Source organism: Bythopirellula sp. (assembly GCF_041737835.1).
Taxonomy (GTDB): Bacteria; Planctomycetota; Planctomycetia; order Pirellulales; family Lacipirellulaceae; genus Bythopirellula.
In genome coordinates, this window is sequence record NZ_JBGSQY010000072.1 from 46,437 (window position 1) to 67,147 (window position 20,711).

General features: G+C 54.8%; 12 protein-coding genes. 4 read left to right on the forward strand and 8 right to left on the reverse strand.

Annotated features, from left to right (window positions below; translation table 11 throughout):
- Window positions 1–69: 69 nt before the first annotated feature.
- The gene (locus AC6T8Q_RS19570) at window positions 70–3,591 is read left to right on the forward strand and encodes a mechanosensitive ion channel domain-containing protein (protein ID WP_500680682.1); all 3,522 of its coding nucleotides are present in this window, start codon (window positions 70–72) and stop codon (window positions 3,589–3,591) included.
- Between the two features lie 95 nt (window positions 3,592–3,686).
- Here the strand turns inward: AC6T8Q_RS19570 and AC6T8Q_RS19575 are convergent, their stop codons facing one another.
- Window positions 3,687–5,129 (reverse strand): TAXI family TRAP transporter solute-binding subunit, encoded by a 1,443-nt coding sequence (locus tag AC6T8Q_RS19575; protein ID WP_500680683.1) that lies wholly within the window; start codon window positions 5,127–5,129, stop codon window positions 3,687–3,689.
- Between the two features lie 696 nt (window positions 5,130–5,825).
- Between AC6T8Q_RS19575 and AC6T8Q_RS19580 the strand changes: the two genes are divergently transcribed.
- The 3 genes from AC6T8Q_RS19580 (at window position 5,826) to tnpA (ending at window position 11,327) form a co-directional block, all read left to right on the forward strand.
- On the forward strand, window positions 5,826–8,840 hold the full coding sequence (locus AC6T8Q_RS19580; RefSeq protein WP_500680684.1) for a vitamin B12-dependent ribonucleotide reductase: 3,015 nt from the start codon (window positions 5,826–5,828) through the stop codon (window positions 8,838–8,840).
- 312 nt (window positions 8,841–9,152) lie between these two features.
- Window positions 9,153–10,238: a Shedu anti-phage system protein SduA domain-containing protein gene (locus tag AC6T8Q_RS19585; protein ID WP_500680685.1), complete on the forward strand. Its 1,086-nt coding sequence runs from the start codon at window positions 9,153–9,155 to the stop codon at window positions 10,236–10,238.
- Window positions 10,239–10,859: 621 nt separating this feature from the next.
- Window positions 10,860–11,327: an IS200/IS605 family transposase gene (tnpA, locus tag AC6T8Q_RS19590; RefSeq protein ID WP_500680686.1), complete on the forward strand. Its 468-nt coding sequence runs from the start codon at window positions 10,860–10,862 to the stop codon at window positions 11,325–11,327.
- Window positions 11,328–11,608: 281 nt separating this feature from the next.
- Here tnpA and AC6T8Q_RS19595 read toward each other — a convergent pair whose 3' ends face one another.
- The 7 genes from AC6T8Q_RS19595 to AC6T8Q_RS19625 all read right to left on the reverse strand — a co-directional run bounded on the left by AC6T8Q_RS19595 (window position 11,609) and on the right by AC6T8Q_RS19625 (window position 20,697).
- Complete coding sequence (locus AC6T8Q_RS19595; RefSeq protein ID WP_500680687.1) at window positions 11,609–13,669, reverse strand: serpin family protein; 2,061 nt, start codon at window positions 13,667–13,669, stop codon at window positions 11,609–11,611.
- Window positions 13,670–13,921: 252 nt separating this feature from the next.
- Window positions 13,922–15,565 carry an Rne/Rng family ribonuclease gene (locus AC6T8Q_RS19600; RefSeq protein ID WP_496921071.1) on the reverse strand — a complete coding sequence of 548 codons (1,644 nt, stop codon included), beginning with the start codon at window positions 15,563–15,565 and terminating at the stop codon, window positions 13,922–13,924.
- Between the two features lie 249 nt (window positions 15,566–15,814).
- Window positions 15,815–17,557, reverse strand: a complete 1,743-nt coding sequence (ptsP, locus tag AC6T8Q_RS19605) for a phosphoenolpyruvate--protein phosphotransferase (protein WP_496921070.1) — start codon at window positions 17,555–17,557, stop codon at window positions 15,815–15,817.
- A 314-nt stretch (window positions 17,558–17,871) separates the two neighbouring features.
- Window positions 17,872–18,177 (reverse strand): HPr family phosphocarrier protein, encoded by a 306-nt coding sequence (locus tag AC6T8Q_RS19610; protein ID WP_500680688.1) that lies wholly within the window; start codon window positions 18,175–18,177, stop codon window positions 17,872–17,874.
- A gap of 83 nt (window positions 18,178–18,260) precedes the next feature.
- Window positions 18,261–18,734, reverse strand: a complete 474-nt coding sequence (locus AC6T8Q_RS19615) for a PTS sugar transporter subunit IIA (RefSeq protein WP_500680689.1) — start codon at window positions 18,732–18,734, stop codon at window positions 18,261–18,263.
- Between the two features lie 160 nt (window positions 18,735–18,894).
- Window positions 18,895–19,248, reverse strand: coding sequence for a ribosome hibernation-promoting factor, HPF/YfiA family (gene hpf / locus AC6T8Q_RS19620; RefSeq protein ID WP_500680690.1), 354 nt, complete (start codon window positions 19,246–19,248; stop codon window positions 18,895–18,897).
- A 255-nt stretch (window positions 19,249–19,503) separates the two neighbouring features.
- The gene (locus tag AC6T8Q_RS19625) at window positions 19,504–20,697 is read right to left on the reverse strand and encodes a glycoside hydrolase family 76 protein (protein ID WP_500680691.1); all 1,194 of its coding nucleotides are present in this window, start codon (window positions 20,695–20,697) and stop codon (window positions 19,504–19,506) included.
- Window positions 20,698–20,711: the final 14 nt, after the last annotated feature.

The following is a 20,711-nucleotide window of genomic DNA, read 5'->3' on the forward strand; positions in this document are numbered from 1 at the left end:
TCGCATGACAATGGAACGAGCTGGCTTGGAAAGTTGGCTTGAGTTTTGCGAGGTGGAAAACGGATGTTCATGTCTAGCGATCATTGGCAACGGCGATTTTTCTTTTGGCCGCGATGGATGTTGACCATCGCATGTTTATGTCTCTGCAGCCCACACCTTGGGGCGCAAGAGCAGGAGACTCCCTCTGCGGAGGCGCCCGCCGAAGTGGTGGCACCCACTCCCAATGAAGATGAGGAAGCGCCCTTTTCACCGGAGAAAGTGAAGCAGTCTCAGGAGGACATCCGCCAAAAACTGAGTACGCTTGATTCCTCAGGGCTGTCGGAAGAGGATCGCAAAAAGGCGGCAGAGTTCTATCAGAAAGCGCTCGATTCGCTGGCGAGTTTGGAAGAGTTCCGTAGCGAGAAGCTCCGCCACAAAACTAATTCGGATAAGTACGATAAAGAGCTTGCGGAATTTCAGGCAAACTTATCGAAATTGGCCAACGAAGCGCCTCCACTTATCACAGGCGATTTGGTCGAGCTCGAACAAGAACTCGCCAGGCAAGAACAGGTCGTACAGTTAGCGCGTGAGAATCTCGCGAAGTCGGAAAAACAGCCCAAGGATCGACAGACGCGCTTGGCCGAATTGCCACAACTTGTCGTCGAAAGACAACAGGATTTGGAAAAAGTTGAGGCTAAGTTAGCAGAGGTCGAAACCAAGGATGCGACCGACGTGTTGGCTAACGCGGAGCGCAACTATCTGGAGAGTCGCGCGGCCGCGCTGAAGATGTCGCTTGAGGAAATGGAAGCCCAGCGACAGTACTTCACCAAGAGCCCAGATTTGGTACAGGTTCGGCGTGACTATCGGGCTAAGTATTTGGCGCAAGAAGAGAAAAAACTTGCGGCGCTGCATGAGGCCATCGACGCCCGCAGGCTCGCAGAAACAGAAGCCCAGGCGAATGAGGCGGCGAGGATGGCTGCTGTGGAGCGTCCTGAAGCGATTGCCAAACTTGCACAAGAAAACTCTCAATTGGCGGAAAAACAAGCCGAGATCGCGGCCAAGAGTACGGCGCTGACAGATGAACTCGCTCAAGTGGTTCGTGAGCGTGACAAACGGGATAATGAGTTTACACAGAGCAAAGAACGTGTGAATGCCGCCGGATTGACCGAAGCGAGCGGTCAACAGATGCGTCAGCAACAAGATCTGTTGCCGGATCGCCGCGCGATCAGCCGGCGAATAGCTCTTTTAGAGCGCGAAAAAGAAGATGCCATTTACTCTTCCTTCGATTTGATCGATCGCAGGTCGACGATCAAGGACATGGACGTCGATGAGCGAGTAGCGAAGATACTCGAAAAAATTCCTGCCGATCAACGAGCCGCCGCCGAGCAAGAAGTGCGCGAACTTCTGACCGCGGAGTTACAAATCCTTGATTCAGCGATCGAGACGTACGACTCGTATTCCCGTCAGCTGACGAAACTCGCGGCCGCGCAAGATGAGTTGCGGATCACGGCCAAGGAATATGCCGACTTCATCACCGAGCACGTGTTGTGGATTCGCAGTACGTCGTTTCCGCGGCTGGCTGATTGGGAGCCCGCCATCGATGCGGTGAATTGGACGTTCAATCGCCAAAATTGGCATGATGCGATCAACGCGTTGTGGGTGAAGTCCGGAAGTTCGCCGTTGGCTGTTTTGCTGTTTGGCATGGTGTTGGGATTTTCATTGTATATGCACCGGCGCTTGCGAAATCGTTTGCGTGTCGTGGGGATCGAAGCCGAGAAACGAACCAGCACCGATTTTTGGCCGTCGCTCGAAGCAACATGGATCACCATTTTGATGGCCTTGCCGTGGCCGGTGATTCTTGGCTTTTTAGGTTGGTGGATGGATAGTCCGCTCAACGAGTCGGAGTTTGTGCGTTCGCTGTCGGTGAGTCTTCAGTTCACGGCGTTGTGTTTGTTGCTGTTAGAACTCGTGCGGCATTTGTGCCGGACGAAGGGACTTGCTGACGCCCATTTCAATTGGCCGCAATCCTGTTTGCAGCAAGTGCGGCGGCACATGCGGTGGTTGATTTGGGCCTGCTTGCCGTTGGTGGTCTGGCTCACCGGCTTGGAAGTACAGAACGTTGAAAAGCTGTGGAGTTCGTCGCTGGGAAGGGCGTGCTTCGTGGCGGTGATGGGTCTGACATCGTTCGCGGCGTATCGCGTGTTGCTCTCGCAACAAAGTCCATTTCGGCAGTTGCTGATGAACCATTCCGAAACCAACTCGCCGCAATTCTTTCGCATTTGGGCCCCCGTGGTCACGGCCTTGCCGTCACTGCTCGCGCTGTTGGCGATCGCCGGTTATTACTATACGGCCCAGCAGCTCACACTGCGACTCTTGCAAACAGCGGCGGTGGTACTGGTCTTGCTCATCCTGGGCGGATTAACGCGGCGGTGGATCTTGGTGAATCGCCGTCGACTCGCACGCGAGCAAGCGAAACAGAAGCGTGCTCAAGTAGCCGCGGCTGCCGCAGCCAATACAGCGAGTGATGAGGCCCCGGCCTTGCAGGCTGCGGATATTGCGGAAGACTCGGTGGATCTTGTCGCGTTAGGCGAGCAAACCTCGAAGTTGGTGCTTACCGGTTTGATTGCCGCGGGTTTGGTATCGGCTTGGTTTGTGTGGGGTGAGATGTTGCCCGCGCTGGCGTACTTTGGCCAGGAACCGATTTTCCCGCGACCGGGTGTCGAAAACGCACTCACGTGGGGACAGTTGTTTCGCTTTTTGTTGGTGCTGGTCGTGACTTACGTCGCAACGCGCAACCTACCGGCGTTGATGGAATTTGCCATCCTGCAACGGTTGCCGCTTGATGGCGGTTCGCGTTACGCGATTACGAGCATCAGCCGCTATGTGCTCGTGGCCATTGGCCTTAGCACGGCGTATTCGTCGCTAGGATTTACCGGGACAAGCATCCAATGGTTGGTCGCGGCGATGGGCGTCGGCCTAGGTTTTGGCTTGCAGGAGATTTTCGCCAACTTTGTTTCGGGCATCATCCTACTGTTTGAACGGCCGATCCGCGTGGGCGATATCGTCACGCTTGGTGACAAGACCGGCGTGGTCAGTCGGATTCGCATGCGAGCGACGACGATTCTTGATCCCGACCGCAAGGAATACATCGTTCCCAACAAGGATCTCATTACCGAACGCTTGTTGAACTGGACGCTCTCCGACACGACCAATCGAATCGAAATCAAGGTTGGTATTGCTTATGGATCAGACACGGACCTCGCCTGTCGATTACTCCGAGAAGCAGCGGGCGAACATCCGCTCATACTCAAGGATCCCGAGCCGGTGGCGACGTTTGATGGGTTTGGCGCCAGCACGCTCGACTTCACGTTGCGCTGCTTCTTGCCGAATATGGAGAAACGGCTGATGGCAATTCACGAGCTTAATACTGTGATCAACCGGAAGTTTGAAGCGGCGGGGCTTGAGATGGCTTATCCTCAAATGGACGTGTATGTAAAGCGTTGGCCGGAGAATTGGCCCGACCCCGAGGCGCGGGGGTTGGCAAAGAAGGTCCATCACAACGGAAATGGGCACGACAAGGCCGCGGCGGGAAACGGCCATCATGGAAGCTAAAGTGTTGAAGTCACCGCTCAGTCCAGCGATAGAAGGCAGTTGGGAATTTGGTTAGCTTACAACTGCAATAGTATTCGCGAGCTGCAACTGCTCGATCAAGCTGCGCGTGAACGTTCCTCTGCTGAAACGACGTAGGATTTCGGAGATTCTTCAGTACGCGTTGCGGCTCGCTGTATTTGAGCGCGACTGTCAGACAGCATCGAGAGTATGGTCATTAAGACCAGTTCCCCTTGAACGCGATTATTGCAGTAGTCTTCAATGAGTTTTTGCTTAAGTTTCACCAAGCGAGAATCGAGTTCTTGAGCGTGGAGAGCAGGACATTTCAGCGTATTGTCGTCAACCGATTCATTGCCAAAAACGAGCGCATCGACGCGGCGAATCTCTTCGAGGTACTCGCCCGGGCTGCAAACATTGCGACGACGCAGATAGCCGTAGAAACTGAGCACCCCGGCGATAAAAGCACCAAAGATACTCAGGCCGTCGCTAAACCGTTCGAATAAATCACCGGTGATCATGGGCTTTTGTCTTTGCAAATACGATTCAGCCGCATCATGCGGGCGAATCGTATCGACAATTCGATTCGGGGGGAGTGGTGCAATTCGGTGAGTAAAACTCGAATCAAAAACCGTCTGCATAACGCCTGTCACTGTCTCGGCGGGGACATCCCGATGAGCCACGAGTAACGAACGTAGTCCAATCGACGGACATTCGACAGCGGGCATGGGGGTGGAGCCCACGTACATGGCGGCTGGAATTTTCGTCTGTTCGACAAAATTGCGATTAATGTTATCCGTCGGACCGTTCGGATCTGACAAAAGGAAGTTATTCGCATAAGGAAACGGAACGATCTCGTACAAACCCGTGTCGAGCAGTCGCTGGACTACATTTGATGGGAGAGAAGCAACGAGCAGTGCAACATCGGGAAGCTCTTTAGCTAGCTCTTGTCGTTTTTCTGAAGATGCCTGGACAATTTCTTCGGCGTGACTCATCAATTCGTCCTTGGTCCAGTTCATCGCAGTGCATTCATGTGACAGTTGCAAAAAGTCTAGAACTTCGATTCCCATCGCATGGTCGTTGGTGCCTGGTGGTCCGATGTTTACGCGGTGGTTCTTGAAAATGTCGGATAGCGATTTGTTGGTCGCGGTAAGCTCGCGACGCGCCAGAATATGCAATGGTGCAACGTCTAATCCCGCCAAAATTTGAATATGGTCAACATCACGAACTTGTAGCCCTAAAGAAACGATTGCTGCGTCGATCTGACGAGTCGCAAAGCCCGTGAGCGTGGCTTCCAAGCCACTAATTGGTACGATCGTAATGTCGACCTTGGCCTCTTTTGCTTCGGCCGCAAGGTGTTTGGCAATCTGATAGCGATGATCGACTGTGGTGCCGGCCGCTAACCGTAAACTGTGTCTCTCGGGACGGCGGCTGGCTTCAACGGCTGAATAAGCAACCCAAGTCAAACAAAGGATGGCAATTACGACAAATGCGTGTGCTTTGCCCCATCGGAGCGAAAGGTTCGTGAGAGATTGGCGATGCATGGCGGGATTTCAGCTTGAAGTTTTTGACACGTGCCTGAAGCCGGGCAAGGAATCGGTAAAACGGGCTTGTAGTCGCAAAAATCAGCCAGAGCAACGTCACCTGGCTTCATTACGACCAGGATTAGCGTGCGGCGTAGCAGGAATTCAATCTCCTTGAGGAACAAGCCGCTTAGCCGAGGTGTCGAGCCCCGGTTTTCTTAACAGAACCGCAACGGGTTCTTCTTGCTGGCATCACATTCGACACAAAGTATTGTGTGCTAGCAGGTTACGGAAACCACAAAATTCGATTGACTCTCCGCCCTAGAGGTGTATGATCGTCTCCCGCGACCAACAGCATATAGTAGATTGATGGGCATCATCTACTACATGTAGTGGTTTGGGTAAAATTTCCCCTCGATTTTGTCGAGTCAATCCCGTACAGCCCCAAAATCTGGTAGTGGACCAATCGCCTCGTGGGACCAACAGCGGCCCAGTTAACCGAGCGGCCTACCAGAGGAATTGCAGCAGATCGGCATGGCTGGCCGATCCAACTATGCGTATCTTGTGTACGCATGTACATTATAATAGGTATGGATGCCCTTATCCAGCTCCTCAAAAAGAGGGGCTAGCTCCCGAAAAACAGGAGGTTGCGCTGTGGCTACAATTGATTTAGGCAAATCGGATTCGAAATTGGCTCGTGCCTCAAAGGCTCCCCGCATGGCTGGCGATAACGTCAAAAATGGCAGTTCCGAAGCTCAGAAGATATTTCACGGTCGGTTGAAGATCGATACAAACTTCGCCCCGACCGACGTCGACGATGTGTTCAGCACCGTGAACTGGGAAATCCGCTCCGCCGCGATCAAGGGCGAGAACGGCGAAGTGCTGTTCGAACAAACCAACTGCGAAGTTCCCTCGTTCTGGTCGCAACTCGCCACGAACGTGATTTGCAGCAAGTATTTCTACGGCGAGATCGGCACCGACCAACGCGAATACAGCGTCAAGCAACTCATTCACCGCGTGTCGCGGACGATCACCGATTGGGGCCTGGAAGACGGCTACTTCGCGTCACCCGCCGACGGCGAGCGGTTCTACCGCGATCTGTCGTGGTTGTGCCTCCACCAGCATGGCGCGTTCAATTCGCCCGTCTGGTTCAACGTCGGTTTGTACCACCAATACGGCGTGACGGGTGCGAAGTGCAACTGGCGTTGGGATCCCGTGACCCGCGAAGTGGTGCAGCCCGAGAATCCTTACGAATTCCCCCAAGGCTCGGCCTGCTTCATTCAGCACGTCGACGACAACATGGAAGACATCATGGAGCTCGCACGCAGCGAGGCCATGTTGTTCAAGTTTGGTTCGGGCACCGGCACCGACTTGTCGACCTTGCGTTCGCATCGCGAGAAGCTCGCCGGTGGCGGCAAGCCCTCGGGCCCGCTTTCGTTCATGCGTGTGTACGACCAAGTCGCAGCCGTCGTGAAGAGCGGTGGTAAAACCCGCCGCGCCGCCAAGATGCAATCGATCAAGGTGTGGCATCCCGACGTGATGGAATTCATCGAGTGCAAGTGGAAGGAAGAAAAGAAAGCCCACGTGCTGATCGAAAAGGGTGGCTACGAATCGAACTTCAACGGCGAAGCCTACAGCTCGATCATGTTCCAGAACGCAAACCTCTCGGTCCGCGTGACCGACGACTTCATGCAAGCCGTCGAGAAGGACCAAGAGTGGACCACTCGCTGGGTGACCGACCCCAACAAGGCGGGCCCAACTTACAAGGCTCGTGACGTAATCAATCGCATGGCCGACTGTGCGTGGCACTGTGGCGATCCTGGCGTGCAATACGACACGACGATCAACAACTGGCACACGTGCCCCAACAGTGGCCGCATCAACGCGTCGAATCCGTGCAGCGAGTACATGTTCCTCGACGACACGGCCTGCAACCTGGCAAGCATCAACCTGATGAAGTTCCGCCTGCCGGATGGCACGTTCGACGCCGAGCGTTTCAAGGCGGCTTGTCGCGTGTACTTCATCGCCCAGGAAATTCTGGTCGATCACGCGAGCTATCCGACCAAGGACATCGCCAAGAACAGCCACTTGTTCCGTCCGCTCGGGTTGGGTTATTCCAATCTCGGCAGCTTGCTGATGTCCGACGGCATTGCCTACGACAGCGACAAGGGTCGCGGAGTGTGCGGTGCGGTGACCGCCTTGCTGCATGGTACAGCGAATCTCACGAGTGCCGAGCTCGCCGAAGCGGTTGGTCCGTTCGATAGCTACGAGCTCAACAGTCAACCGATGAATCGCGTGATGCAGATGCACCGCGCTGCGGTCGACGAGATCAATCCCGAGTGCCCCGACTACTTGGTCGATGCTGCTCGCGACTTGTGGGACGATGTGTTGGTCGCGGGCAAGGCCCACGGCTTCCGCAACGCCCAAGCGACCGTGCTGGCTCCGACTGGCACGATCAGTTTCATGATGGATTGCGACACGACCGGCATCGAGCCCGACATCGCGCTGGTGAAGTACAAGCAGCTCGCCGGTGGCGGCATGCTCAAGATCGTCAACCAGACCGTGCCCCTGGCTCTGCAAACCTTGGGTTACGATCAGCCCGCCATCGAATCGATCCTGGGTTACGTCGACCGTGAGGACACGATCGAAGGGGCTGCCGACTTGGAGCCTGAGCACTTGAGTGTGTTCGATTGTGCGTTCCAAGCTCGCAACGGCACCCGCAGCATTCCTTGGCAAGCCCACGTGACGATGATGGCCGCGGCTCAGCCGTTCCTCTCGGGTGCGATTTCGAAGACGGTCAACATGCCGCGTTCGACGACCACCGAAGAAATCGCGCAAGCCTACATCGACGGCTGGAAGTTGGGCCTCAAGGCGATCGCCATTTATCGCGATGGCTCGAAGGAAAGCCAACCGCTCAACACCTCGACCGAAGCCGACAAGCAGAAAGACAAGGAAGCGGCGCTCGCCGGCAAGCCTCACCGCAAGCGGCTCCCCGACACGCGGCAATCGATCACCCACAAGTTCAGCATCTCGGGTCACGAGGGCTACATCACGGTGGGCTTGTTCGAAGATGGCCGGCCGGGCGAGTTGTTCATCACCATGGCCAAGGAAGGTTCGACGATCGGCGGCCTGATGGATGCCTTCGGCACGAGCGTGTCGATGAGCCTGCAATACGGCGTGCCGTTGGAGGATTACGTTCGCAAGTTCTCGCACATGCGATTCGAGCCACAGGGTTACACCAAGAACCCCGACATCCGCATCGCCAAGAGCGTGATCGACTACATCTTCCGCTGGTTGGGCATTCAGTTCCTGCCTGGTTTCAGGGAAGCGTCCCTGGGTTTGGAGAAGAAAAGCTCCGAGGCCGGTGGTCAGAGTTCAGGAGTTAGTGACCCGTTCTCTGAATTGAAGCCCGTCGACAAGAAGTCCGGCGGGCAGGGGGGAGCCAAGGCGGAAGGCGGAAAGTCGAAGGGGGAAACGAATGGTCATCAGCCAGCCCCGAGTCCCCAGTCCCCAGCTCCTTACGCCAATGGCCACGCCAACGGTGCAAGCACCAGAATGCTCGCTCGCGCCGGGGCCATGTTGAGTGACCTGGAAGACGGCGGCGACCGCAACGAGCAGTTCGCCAGCTTCCAGTCGGATGCCCCGGCCTGCGACGGCTGCGGCGCGATCACGGTCCGCAACGGCAATTGCTATCTGTGCCACAACTGCGGCAACTCGATGGGATGCTCTTAGTCGAGGTCAGAGATGAGAGGTCGGAGGTCAGGAACTACTGACCTCTGGCCTCCGACGTCTCGCCTCTTCCCAAACAACTGCTCGTAGCAGGAAGCGTTGGGCAACGAAGCCCGCGAGCAGTTTTAATTTTGAAAAAAGCGAACAGCCCCGCACCTTGAGAAAGGTGTCGGGGCTTTTTTGTTATTCAGCCACAAAGTGGCGAAAGTTAATAGCAAGGGTGCGTCAGCCCCTGGTGTGGTGGTAAAATGATGGGAACCCCGAAGGGGTGAAAGTTTCTTTGAAAGATTTCGAAACATAATGATGAGATAGTTGATGGTAGACGAGGACCAAATTGTACTTGGCAAATCGCTAATTTCGCAGTTGGCACAGATCTGCCGGGACCTACCCGATGAATCCATTCCCTCTCTCTTAGAGGAAGGAGCAATCGACGATTTACTCAATGGAATTTTTGATCCAACTAGGGTTACAGAATTCCCAACGATTGCAGAATTTTTGCTCGCTAACAAAAACCGGTCCGCGTACATCGCCGCAATCCGACTCGCAATTACAATGACGTGTAGTTTTGAAGGCAAGGCCAAAGATGGAAAAATAGGATACGCATCTCCAAGTGATAAGCAGTGGTTCGATGACGGAGTAATGCTTCTTGAAGGGCCGAAACGATTTGAGGGCCTAGTTGGACTATATCGAAATGGTCGAATGAGTTACGCAGTGGCAGCAAGGACAGTGCAAGAAGGTGAAAATGTAGGGCCTGAAGCGTTCCATTTTCTTGATATGGAAGTGTTTAAAGATGACTACAAGGACTCTGCATTACCGAAGAAGCACGAATTAGACAAACCACTAGAAACCCTGAAAGGGTTACTGGAAGTGGTCGATTCCAACGAGTCAAAATATCAAGTATTGTTGCAGGAGAATCCCTGGGTTTTAGGCCTTGCATACAAACGTATAGTTCGACACACAAACTTAGATAACAGGAATATACCCGACTTCACCGCAGTAAAAGTTGGTAGTGAGTTTCGAGATATATTTGAGATAAAACCGCCTTCGATGAAATGCTTTCGTTCAGATGGCGAATTCACTATGGATTTTAATGCAACCTGGAATCAGGCTGAGCGATATCTTAATTTCGTTCGAGAGGATGTGGATTATTTACGTAGGAAGGGGTTATTTTTTAACAACCCTAAATGCACAATTATTTGCGGATATAATTTGTCCGACGAAGAATGCCGTAAGCTTCACATCAAAGAGAAGATGAATCCAGCGATTCACGTTATGACCTACAATGACATGATGGTTTTCATAGAATCAACAGTAAGATTCGTTCGGCGATTTGGCGGCGCACTTACTCATGATGATGACGTTACGCCAAGTGTCCAGGGGCTGACGCCGCCTAACTATTAATGGCCATCCCTTTGGGGTTAAGAAATTTCAGATTTCCCAGCCACGAAGTGGCGGAAGTTCATAGCCAGGGTGCGTAAGCCTACCCTGGATAGAGATGCGTTACATTTCATCGTCCGACGAGTGGGCAACGTGTTCCGGCGGTGCGTTGATGAGGACGAAATTCTCCGCACTCGGATTCGGCCTCGAATGTGTTTTTGTGGTACACAGCGCTTGTTGCTCGGCCGAGAGACGACTCAGGATCGGTAGTCGGGGGGCGCCCACGCTCCTAGAACTCGCCTGGCCTTATCCCCGGCTAATCGCTGTCACCCCTTCGGGGTAAAAATGCGTGTGGACTTATGTTCCAGGGGTATCGCTACGCTCAACCCCTGGCTAATGGCTGTGATGCCTCCGGCATCGGAATCTGCCTGGATCCCGAAGGGATCAAAGCAATTAGCCAGGCGGTCGAGTTCCACGAGACCCCTGGAGCCCTTCGGATTGAGATGCCAATCGATCCCGAAGGGATCACAGCTATTAGCCGGTGGTTAGGTCGTCTCAGCGACCGACACCACCGGGCCAGGGATTGATGAGCCTAAGCGACGACGCCCCTGTAATCGAAAGGAAATTTTATTGCATCCTGAAGGGATGCCAGCCATCATGGGCGTCATGGGATCGACGTTCCTCAGTTTGCACTATCACCTGATTTTCTCGACCAAGAATCGCGAACCCTTCATCGACGCGGTTTGGCGCGATCAGCTACATGAATATTTGGGTGGCACTGTGCGCGGCCTCGGTGGGCAATCCGAAGGTATTGGCGGCGTGGCTGACCATGTGCATCTGTTAGTCGGATTGCGCGCCACGCATTGCCTTGCGGGTTTCATGCGAGAACTCAAGAAGGTTTCCTCGGTTTGGGTTTCTCATGAAAAACGCATTCCGACATTCGCGTGGCAAGAAGGCTACGCAGCGTTCACCGTGAGTGCGTCAGCCCGAGATGCCGTGAAGAGATACATTGCCCATCAGGAGGAGCATCATCACGCCAGAACATTCAAAGAGGAATTGGTCTTGATGCTCGAAAGGGCTGGTGTTGCTTATGATCCACGATATTTGGAATGATGCTGTCACCCCTTCGGGGTGAAAATATGCGTTGATTCTAGTTCCAGGGGTCTCGTGGAACTCGACCACCTGGCTAATCGCTGCGATCCCTTCGGGATCGAGATGGCCATTGTCCAGGGCCTTACGCCGCCTGGCCACTGACTGGCACACCTTCGGAGTTGAATTCTCTTAGCCACGAAGTGGCGGAAGTTCATAGCCAGGGTACGTCAGCCCCTGGAAAGTGATTGCGCAATCCTACGCATCACAGCAGTTTTAACGCTTGATGAGATTCTCAAACCTCTCTAATCTGCACTAAAAATATCTTCCAGCAGTTCGTCGTCTAACCACTCGGTGTCCTCGGCTGCGACTTCTCCATAGCGACCACGCGAAGCAATCGAGGCATCAACCAGCGAGGCTTGTGCAAGTAATGTGATCGTTGTTACGGGATCGCTCACAATTTCCAATGGCGTTACGCGCTGGATCGCAAAAGCCTCATCGTCTTCTGCGACATCATCGATAAGCCAACCAGTCAAAAACTCGTCATCTTCCAGCGCGGCGTCGGCGATCGCCGCCAACTGAGGGCTCGATCCTTGACCGTAACTCCCTTGCCAAGCCGCCAAATCAACGGAATCGCCATTCCCGCGTTGCCAAGCCAGAAAATCGCGGCCGTCGACGTCGCCATCTCCGTCGAAATCGCCGGTTGCGGGTATCTGGGCAAAGGTTGGATTAACGTTGTTATTGTACAGAGAGGGATTATCGATCCGACCCATGAAGGTGATCGTGGATGTCTCGTTGTCACGGATCATCATATGGAAAGGATGGTCGGCATAGAAACCTGTTTCGTAGTAGTTATGAACCCACAAACCAAATTTCCAGGCCCGGCTGCCCACGAAGTAGGTGTGGTGATCGGCAACGCGGAGATTGTAAACCGCCTCGCTCTCGTTGGTAATCAGCACTTTTTCCACTTCGATCCAATCGCCATGATTGGTCGAGAGCCGATCTTCGACCTTGATCTCTCCCGCGGGTGTCCAGCCGCGACCACGCACAAAGAAGGGATGCAAACTCGTGGTACGAACAACCTGACCCCCTGCATGTAGTTCTAGGACCTCGGCTTCGCCCATGAGCAGACGCTCGACCATCTTGGGCTGGACTTCGCCTTCGAGGTTGAGTTCGTCTCGTGCCATGACGAAGTCGCCTGCCTGCAGCTCTTCGATCAACTTCTCGCCGTCAGGCGTCAGGATCGGCGTACCCGCGGCAAAACAAAGTGGCAGCTCTACGACCGTTGCCGCGGAGGCTTCGGTACCCTCCTCATTGAGCTCAATCGTAGCCTTGTGATAGATCTTCTCGATCCATACTCCGTCGGTCATCCCTGAAAAATCGGCGACGCCGGGACTGAAGGCAGTAGACATACCCATGCCAATTAAGAGTTGTTTGAGGTCGGTTTTGATTGACGTCGCAAACTTGGGCAGCGCGATCTCAGTTAAATCCATTTCTTCTTCACTGGCCAGCCAGGCATCGATCTGTGAGAAGATCTCAGGCGTCAGTTCATAGGAACCGTTTTCGTCGAGCGGCATCGCCAACACCATCGACGAAGCACCGCCTTCGAATGGCAGTTCGATCACGTCAAACCCTTCGATCCGCGTCCGTGTTGACCACATCGGCGTGAACATGTATCGCACACTAATCGACTCACCATCACCCACGTGAAACGAATCGTTGTAGTTATGGCTCGAATCGAACGGATAATCCCACAATCCCTTGAAATAAACAGCGTTGGTGAGCACCATCGCCATGTCCGGCGTCAGTTGATCGACCATGTTCGGGATCTTGCCGTGCGTTTGATTCAAGATCCAGTTGTTAATGATGCTTCGCGCCTGGGTAGGGTTGCTGTAATTGAGGTTCTGGACATGCCCGCTATAGTCGTCCTCAACCGTGTCGATAAAGCTACTCAGAACCGGAAGTCCCAAGGCCGGCCAGATCGCGTTGGCTACTTCGAGTTCAAAGCCCTCGATGGTGCTGGTCTGCGTTTCGAAAATCGACAACAGGTCCCTAAATGATGAATGTATACCCGGCTCGGTACCAAAGTGCAGCACCTGCTCCATTTCCGCCGCGGTTTGGCCGCCCGCCCCTGCGTAGGTCATCGCGAGAGCTGTCGCGATGCTCAGCGGTGAGTAGAAAAGGTTGCCCGTTTCGGTCTGCATATGCTCATAGACATCGTAGGCGAATTGATTGATGGCCTCCGCCGCGCGAGACGCCGACAACAGCCGGCGGTCCTCAAGAAGCTCCAATCGCAGCTGGCGGGGCCGACAATGGTCTTGCTGCGATGCGCTACTATTCAAACGAGCGTTTCGAGACACATTCATGGTTCTCTGCTCCGTTCTTTTCTATTACGAGCCTTTAGAGCTTGCCCGCATTGTCCAACCAATGATTTGCTTCGGACCTCGAGACGAGTGGCAACCTCTGGCTGCCTTCCCAAGATTCTAATGGCAATTGCCTACCGATTCAATAATCTGGTTGTTTTGCGTACAACAAAAAACGCGGAGGGCATAAGCACCCTCCGCGTGAATCTTAACTTTTTAACAATTCTCGGCTTATATGCCGGTAATTGGTCGCTGCTACTCCACGAACCGAATCTCCCGACCCGATGCATCTTCGCACTCGATTTTCAAGAATTCCGGCGAAACGTCTTCCCGGCTCAAGACCTGAACTTGCAGGTTGTATTCGTCTTCCATGCGAGTAAGCTCGCGGCGTTTGCGGTTGTTCAGGTAGTTGGCGACTTCTTCTTCGCAGGTCACCGACACGCGGGCAATTCGCTCATTGTGGGCACACATTAAGAGTTTGCGGATCACTTCAATCGCCATGCTTTCGGCCGACTTCACCAACCCCGAGCCGGTACACGACGGGCATTCCTTGTAAACGCTACGCCGCAGACTGGGACGGATGCGCTGCCGCGTCATTTCGATCAAACCAAACGGGCTCGTCCGTAAAATCTTCGTCCGCGCGCGATCCCGCTTCACCGCGTCACGCAGCGTGCGCTCCACCGTGCGGCGATGCCGTTCTTTCCGCATGTCGATAAAATCGTTGACCACCACGCCGCCAAGGTCACGCAGTCGCAATTGCCGAGCAATTTCCTTGGCCGCGATTTGATTCAGCCGGAATGCCGATTCCTCGGCCGAGCCGTCGGTGCGGAAGCTGCCGCTGTTGACGTCGATCGCCACGAGGGCCTCGGTTTGATCGATCACAATCGAACCGCCCCCCTTGAGTGGCACCTGTCGTTGATTGATCCGCGCGATCTCTTCGTCGAGCTTGTTCTTGTGGAACAACGGCTCCTTGCCCTCATAGAGAGTCAAACGATTGACGTACCGCGGCATGACAATCTGCAAAAACTCTTTCGCCCGCTCATAGGCCTTCGGTTCATCGATCACAATGCTGTCGACTTCGTTCGTAAAGATGTCGCGGATCGTGCGAATGATCATGTCGCTTTCTTCGTAGATGTCGACCGGCCCGGTGGTCTTCTTGATCCGCCGTACGATCACCTTCCACAGCCGCAGCAGGTATGCCAGATCGCGCGACAATTCTTTCTTGGTTCGGTCGGTCCCCGCGGTGCGGACGATGAACCCCAAGCCCTTGGGCGGATTCAGTTCGCGCAAGATATCCCGTAAGCGACGGCGGTCGCCATCGTCTTCAATTTTGCGCGACACACCGATTCGCCCCAGCGCTGGCATCAACACCAAATAGCGGCCTGGAATGCTGATATAAGTTGACAGCGTCGGGCCTTTCGTGCCGATCCCTTCTTTGATGACCTGCACGAGCACTTCATCGCCCCGGCGAAAGATCTCCTGAATCGGCGGCTTCACGCGCGGACGTACCCCTGGTTTGGCACGTCGCACTTGAGTTCCACCCCGGCCATTGCGGCTCTTTTCCGCGGGGCCGTCTTCGGTCCAATCTTCATCGTCGTCACTGCCGCCACCCTGCGAGCCATCGGCATCAATAAGCTTGGCGGGGTCGTAGCCACCCTGCCGAAAATACTGCGGCTCAACGTCGCTGATGTGCAGAAACCCATTGCGACCGACCCCAAAATCGACGAACGCCGCTTGAATGCTGGGCTCGAGATTAACAATGCGGCCCTTATAGATATTGCCGACGTAATTATCCTGGCTGCTCCGTTCGACGTAGAGCTCTTCGAGCACATTGTCCTCGACGATCGCGATCCGGCATTCTTCCGGCTGGGCGACGTTGATCAACATCTCCTGTTTCATAACGTTTCTTTCTGATCCATGCGTCACGCATCCTCAACAGTGTGAGAGTTCCTTCGCAACGCGGGTGTTCTTGAATGTGGATGGCAAATGCGCGAAACGCAGGGCGCGCTTGCGTGCCTGGCGGAGTTTCCCGATGGGACAACTCGCCGGCGACGGGCCGTTCGTTTCTGGAAAAGAGATTTGCCATACACGCCACAGTACTTGGTGTTGCTTGGTTGCCACTGCTGGCTTGTCCAGCAGTGAATCGCCTCACAACGGTAATTCGGGAAAAACTTTATGCAGTTCTTCTTTCAGGTAATTTTTTACGTCGCGCGCCGATTCCAACTTCAACACGTGCTCGGCGACCCGAACGCATTGATCCGTTGAAACGCTGCGACACACTCGTTTAATTTCAGGCACGGCCGAAGGGGTCACGCTGAAACAGCGCATGCCCAATCCGACGAGCAACATCGTGTACAAAGGATTGCCACACATTTGCCCGCACATGCTGATCGGCACGTTATGCTGGTTGGCCGTGCGGACGGCCATTTCGATCATGCGGATCACAGCCGGATCGGCGGCCGTATAAAGGTTGGCCACGTCCTTATTGCTGCGATCCACGGCTAAACAATACTGAATCAAGTCGTTCGTGCCGATGCTGAAGAAATCGACCTCGTCCACGAAACGATCCATCATCATGATCGCCGACGGCACTTCGACCATCATGCCGACTTTCACGGCGCGGTCGAATGGCACGTTGGCTTCTTCCAAATCTTCCATCGCGTCGGCAAGCACCATGCGGGCCTGCCGTAGTTCCATGATCGTGGCGATCAAAGGGAACATGATTCGCACTTCGCCGAGCGCGCTGGCTCGCAGAATGGCCCGCAACTGCGTGCGGAACAAATCTCGATTGCGAAGCGCGAGTCGAATACTCCGCAAACCCAAGAACGGGTTGCGTTCATCTTCGGGATCGGGCAGCGAACGCATCTTGTCCGCTCCCAGATCCAAAGTCCGCATCACGACGGGCATATCCCCCATGGCTTGCACCACTTCGGCATACGCTTCGTAATGATTCTCTTCGCTGGGATCGTCATCGCGACCCAGATACAAAAACTCCGTGCGGTAGAGGCCGATCCCGTTGGCCCCGCGCTGTTTGCATTGCTCGACCTCGTGGGGAAATTCGATGTTCCCCATCAACTGCACGATTTGGCCGTCCTGCGTGATGGCTGGCAAATCGCGCAAGACCTCCAACTTCGCGGCAAGCGAACGCTGCTCTTCGACTTCGTGCCGATATTTGGCCAGCGTTTCCTCGTCGGGCCGCAGAATAATCTGCCCTTGGTCACCATCGATGATGACCGTATCGCCCCCCGACACGTCGGTGAGGAAGGGACCCACGCCGACAATCGCGGGGATGCCCATACCTTCGGCCACGATCGCCGTGTGACTACCCGGGCCGCCAATTTCCGTGACCAACCCCAGCGCAAATCGCGGGTTCAAGCTTGCCGTTTCGCTCGGAGTCATTTGATGCGCGAGCACCAACACCGGCGACGTAATGTTGGCCAGTTCTTCGCGGCTGCGTCCCAACAGATTTCGCAGAATCCGCTTCTCGATATCGAAAATGTCGTTCGCTCGCTCGGCCATGTACTTGCCTTGCAGCGATTGAAACACTTTCGCATAGCGCCGCAGCGCGCGACTGACGGCATACTCGGGCGAATAATGCCGCACGCGAATCATTTCTTCGATTTCATCGTGCAGGCGCTGATCGCGGAGCATTTGCAGATGCGCGGAAAAGATGGCCGCGTAATCGTCGCCCAATTGTTCGGCGACGTGCTTGCGGTTCCGCTCGACTTCAGCCTCGGCCGCTTTGAAGGCTTTCCCCAGACGGAGGAGTTCTTCCTCGACCGCATCGCGCGGAAGGAACCGCCGAGGAATGCGGAATCCCTCGTTGTCGAGTACCAAGGCCTCGCCTATGGCGATTCCCGGTGAGACGGCGATACCTTGCAGGCGTTCCATTGCGCCCTCGCTTCACACGCCAGCTACGCAGGCGAGAGAGCACAACGGCAGTTCGCAGGACAGCAGCGAGCAGTTTGCTCGCTGTCTCAACAGATCAGGCTATTGAGTTTTGTCACGCATTGCTCCGATTCGCGTCGTCAACAACTGCTGTTTAGCGCTCCGTTGTTGCGACATGTCGTCGTCACTTATTACCGTGTGTACGCTCGCGCCCAGTGCGTCGACTGGACAACCATGTTTCTACAGCCAGAAAGTTGCGACTGTTTACGCCCAAGGAAGATAATCCCTGGGAATTCCAATCCCATGATCACGAGTGTTTATCCCGTGCTCTCCTGGCCAATGACTTCGTCGGCCGCGAAATCGCTCTCCACGAGGCGAACGATTGCGTCCAAAGCTGTTTCCGCGTCGGGCCCTTGAGCCTCGACAATAATCTCGGTCCCTTGCACGGCCCCCAGCGTCAATACGTGCAAAATGCTCTTCGCATCGACTCGTTGACCGTTGCAAATTAGTTCAATCTTTGATTCGTAACTCAACGCCGTGCGCGCCAGCAACTGAGCCGGCCGCGCATGCAGCCCCTGCTCGTTCTGAATCACCACCGTTCGTTGTGCGCAAGGCGAATTCATTCGTAGTCGAGAGTCAAAAGCCAAGAGTCTAAAGCCAGAAATCATCTGGCCCTCGACTCTTGACTCTCGGCTCTCAGCTCCTTTTATACAAACTGATTGTTGTCGGCTTCTTCGAGCAATGTCCACACGTCGCCGGGCTCTTTGCTCTGCTTCAAGAAACGACAGAATGTTTCGTCACGCAGTTGCCGCGAGATATTCTCGAGCGCTCTCAGGTGATCGCCCGGACGATCCGGCGGCGACACGAGCATAAACAGCAAATGCACTTTTTCGCCGTCGAGGCTATCAAAGTCGACGCCCGAATCAATCACGGCGACCGTTCCGACCAATTCCTTCACGCTGGGATGCTTCGTGTGAGGCACCGCCACGCCACGGCCAATTCCCGTGCTGCCTAACTCTTCTCGCTTGAGGATCGCTTCCACGATGCTCTCATGTTGGTCGGCTGGAATCTTGCCCGCTTCGAGCAACGCATTCGCCATCGCGCGAATCACTTGTTCTTTATTGTCGACGTCGAGATTCGTTCGAATCGCATCGCGACTTACAAAATCAACAAACTTCATGATGACCTTCTACCTCGATTGCTTAAATGACGGCCCAACTCGCGCCGGCAATTCTTCCCCACCGGTTTCCCAGCGAGGAAGTATTTCAATGATAAAATGATAACTTGTTATTATTCTTCAACGCGAACTCGACCTTGTTAGCCGAGTCCGCATGTAACCTTTATTCATCTGATTCGTCGTCTACCACGGGAACTTCAACGTGCTTGGCTCCGGGTCCCCGATGACGCTCCTGCAAGCGTTCCTTATACTTGCGCAACTGCTGTTCGATCTTGCCAGCCGCGCTGTCGAAGGCGTTAAGCAGCGTGTCGGATGTCGCGTGAGCCACGAAATCGTGCTTGTGCTCGGCCGAACAATTGATCGCCACTTGCGGAGCCTGCTCGTCGTTCAAATCCACGACGAGCTCGATCGACATCAAGCGATCAAAAATCCGGGCAAACTTTTCGGCCTTGGCCTTTAACTTCTCCTGGCTGGCCTCGCTAAGATGGCCATGCCGAACTGAAACGCTGATCTGCACCGGTGCAACTCCTGAATTCGCCGCGTCGAGCGCGCCGAGAGAACGTCAATTTGCCAAAGTCACGACGGACCGCCCACGCAGCGGGTAGCGGAGCTAACCAGCAGGTGCCGTCCAGTACCCCATTCTAGCGGTTTCTGGGCCAATCGACAAACCGACTCTTTCGGGGAAAAGTGACTTCATGCCGGGTGATCTTACGCCAAGTCAAGCAAATTTTGGCGTGTTCCGCTGCTTGACGAGGCTCGCGGGGTTTGCTTGTTACCGCCATCTCCGCCCGGTCGAAATCATAATCGCCACGCCAAGTAGCGCCGCGCTCGCCGGCTCAGGAATCACCGCAGCCGTATAGAGATAAGCCCGCGCCACCGCCGCTTGATTGTTCAGTTCCCAAAAGTTGAGCGTCCCCGTCTGGGCACCATTGCGGCCCCAAAATAGGCCGTAGTGACCGCGCGGATCCCGTTTGTTATCGTGCAACCAATGGAGTGCGCGATCCACCCGTTCGAGCCAATTCGTGTTGCCATCATGTAAATAGAGATTCACCAACCCATCGACCAATTCAAAGGCCCAGTAGCCTTCGTCGTTGATTCGACCGGTCGCACTGTCGAAATACCGCGTCAGCGAACGCAGTCCAATCCGCCGCGCTTCGGTCAGATAAGCCGTCGAACCCGTGGCATCGTACAGCTCAAGATTCGTCGAAATGGCGATCCCCGCCGAGTTCACCAAGTCGGCGCCGTCCATCATGTTCGTGGCAATGTTCCAGCGTTCGCTGAACAATCCATTTGATCGCTGAATATGTGTCTTCGACCAAGTGAGCAACCGCGTGGCGTCGTCCAGATATTGTTGCTCGCCCGTGGCGTTGTACAGCATCGCCGCTCCTCGCGCGGCTTGCAGCGTCGAGATCGCGTCCTTCGATGAAAAATCGAACTGTTTGAAGTAGATCCCGCCGCCCGCCACCGAATCTTCGCCTTGCAACACGAACGCATGGGTTTGCTTGGCACGATCAAGAAAGACCGGGTCTTTCGTCAGGTTGTAGGCTTCGGTGAGCGAAACCACCAAATGGGCATTGTCGTCGTAGAAGCGCTCGCCACCCCCTGCGCCCGATCGATACCCAGCGCTCCAATAGCGGGTGTGCAATTCATCGGAAAAACTGCGCAGCACCGTGGAGTATTTTGTCGGATCCAACTGCGTCAGCGAGTTCAAAACGCGAAATTGGGTCGCCGCTGGCCAAACAAACGCGTGACCGTTGAACCCACCGCTTTGCGCGCCATTGATTGCCGCCATCTCGGCATACAAGCTCGACCCCGGCTTTTTGAGCGAACTATCAATTGCGTTGGCGGTCTCGAATCCCCAAGTCCGCAAAGTTTTGAAATCGATTTGCGCGTGCGCTTGAAACGCATTCAGATTCAAAAGGGCGACACACAGACACGCAACAACAAAGGGTAAACATCGGCGCACGGCGAGCCTCTTCG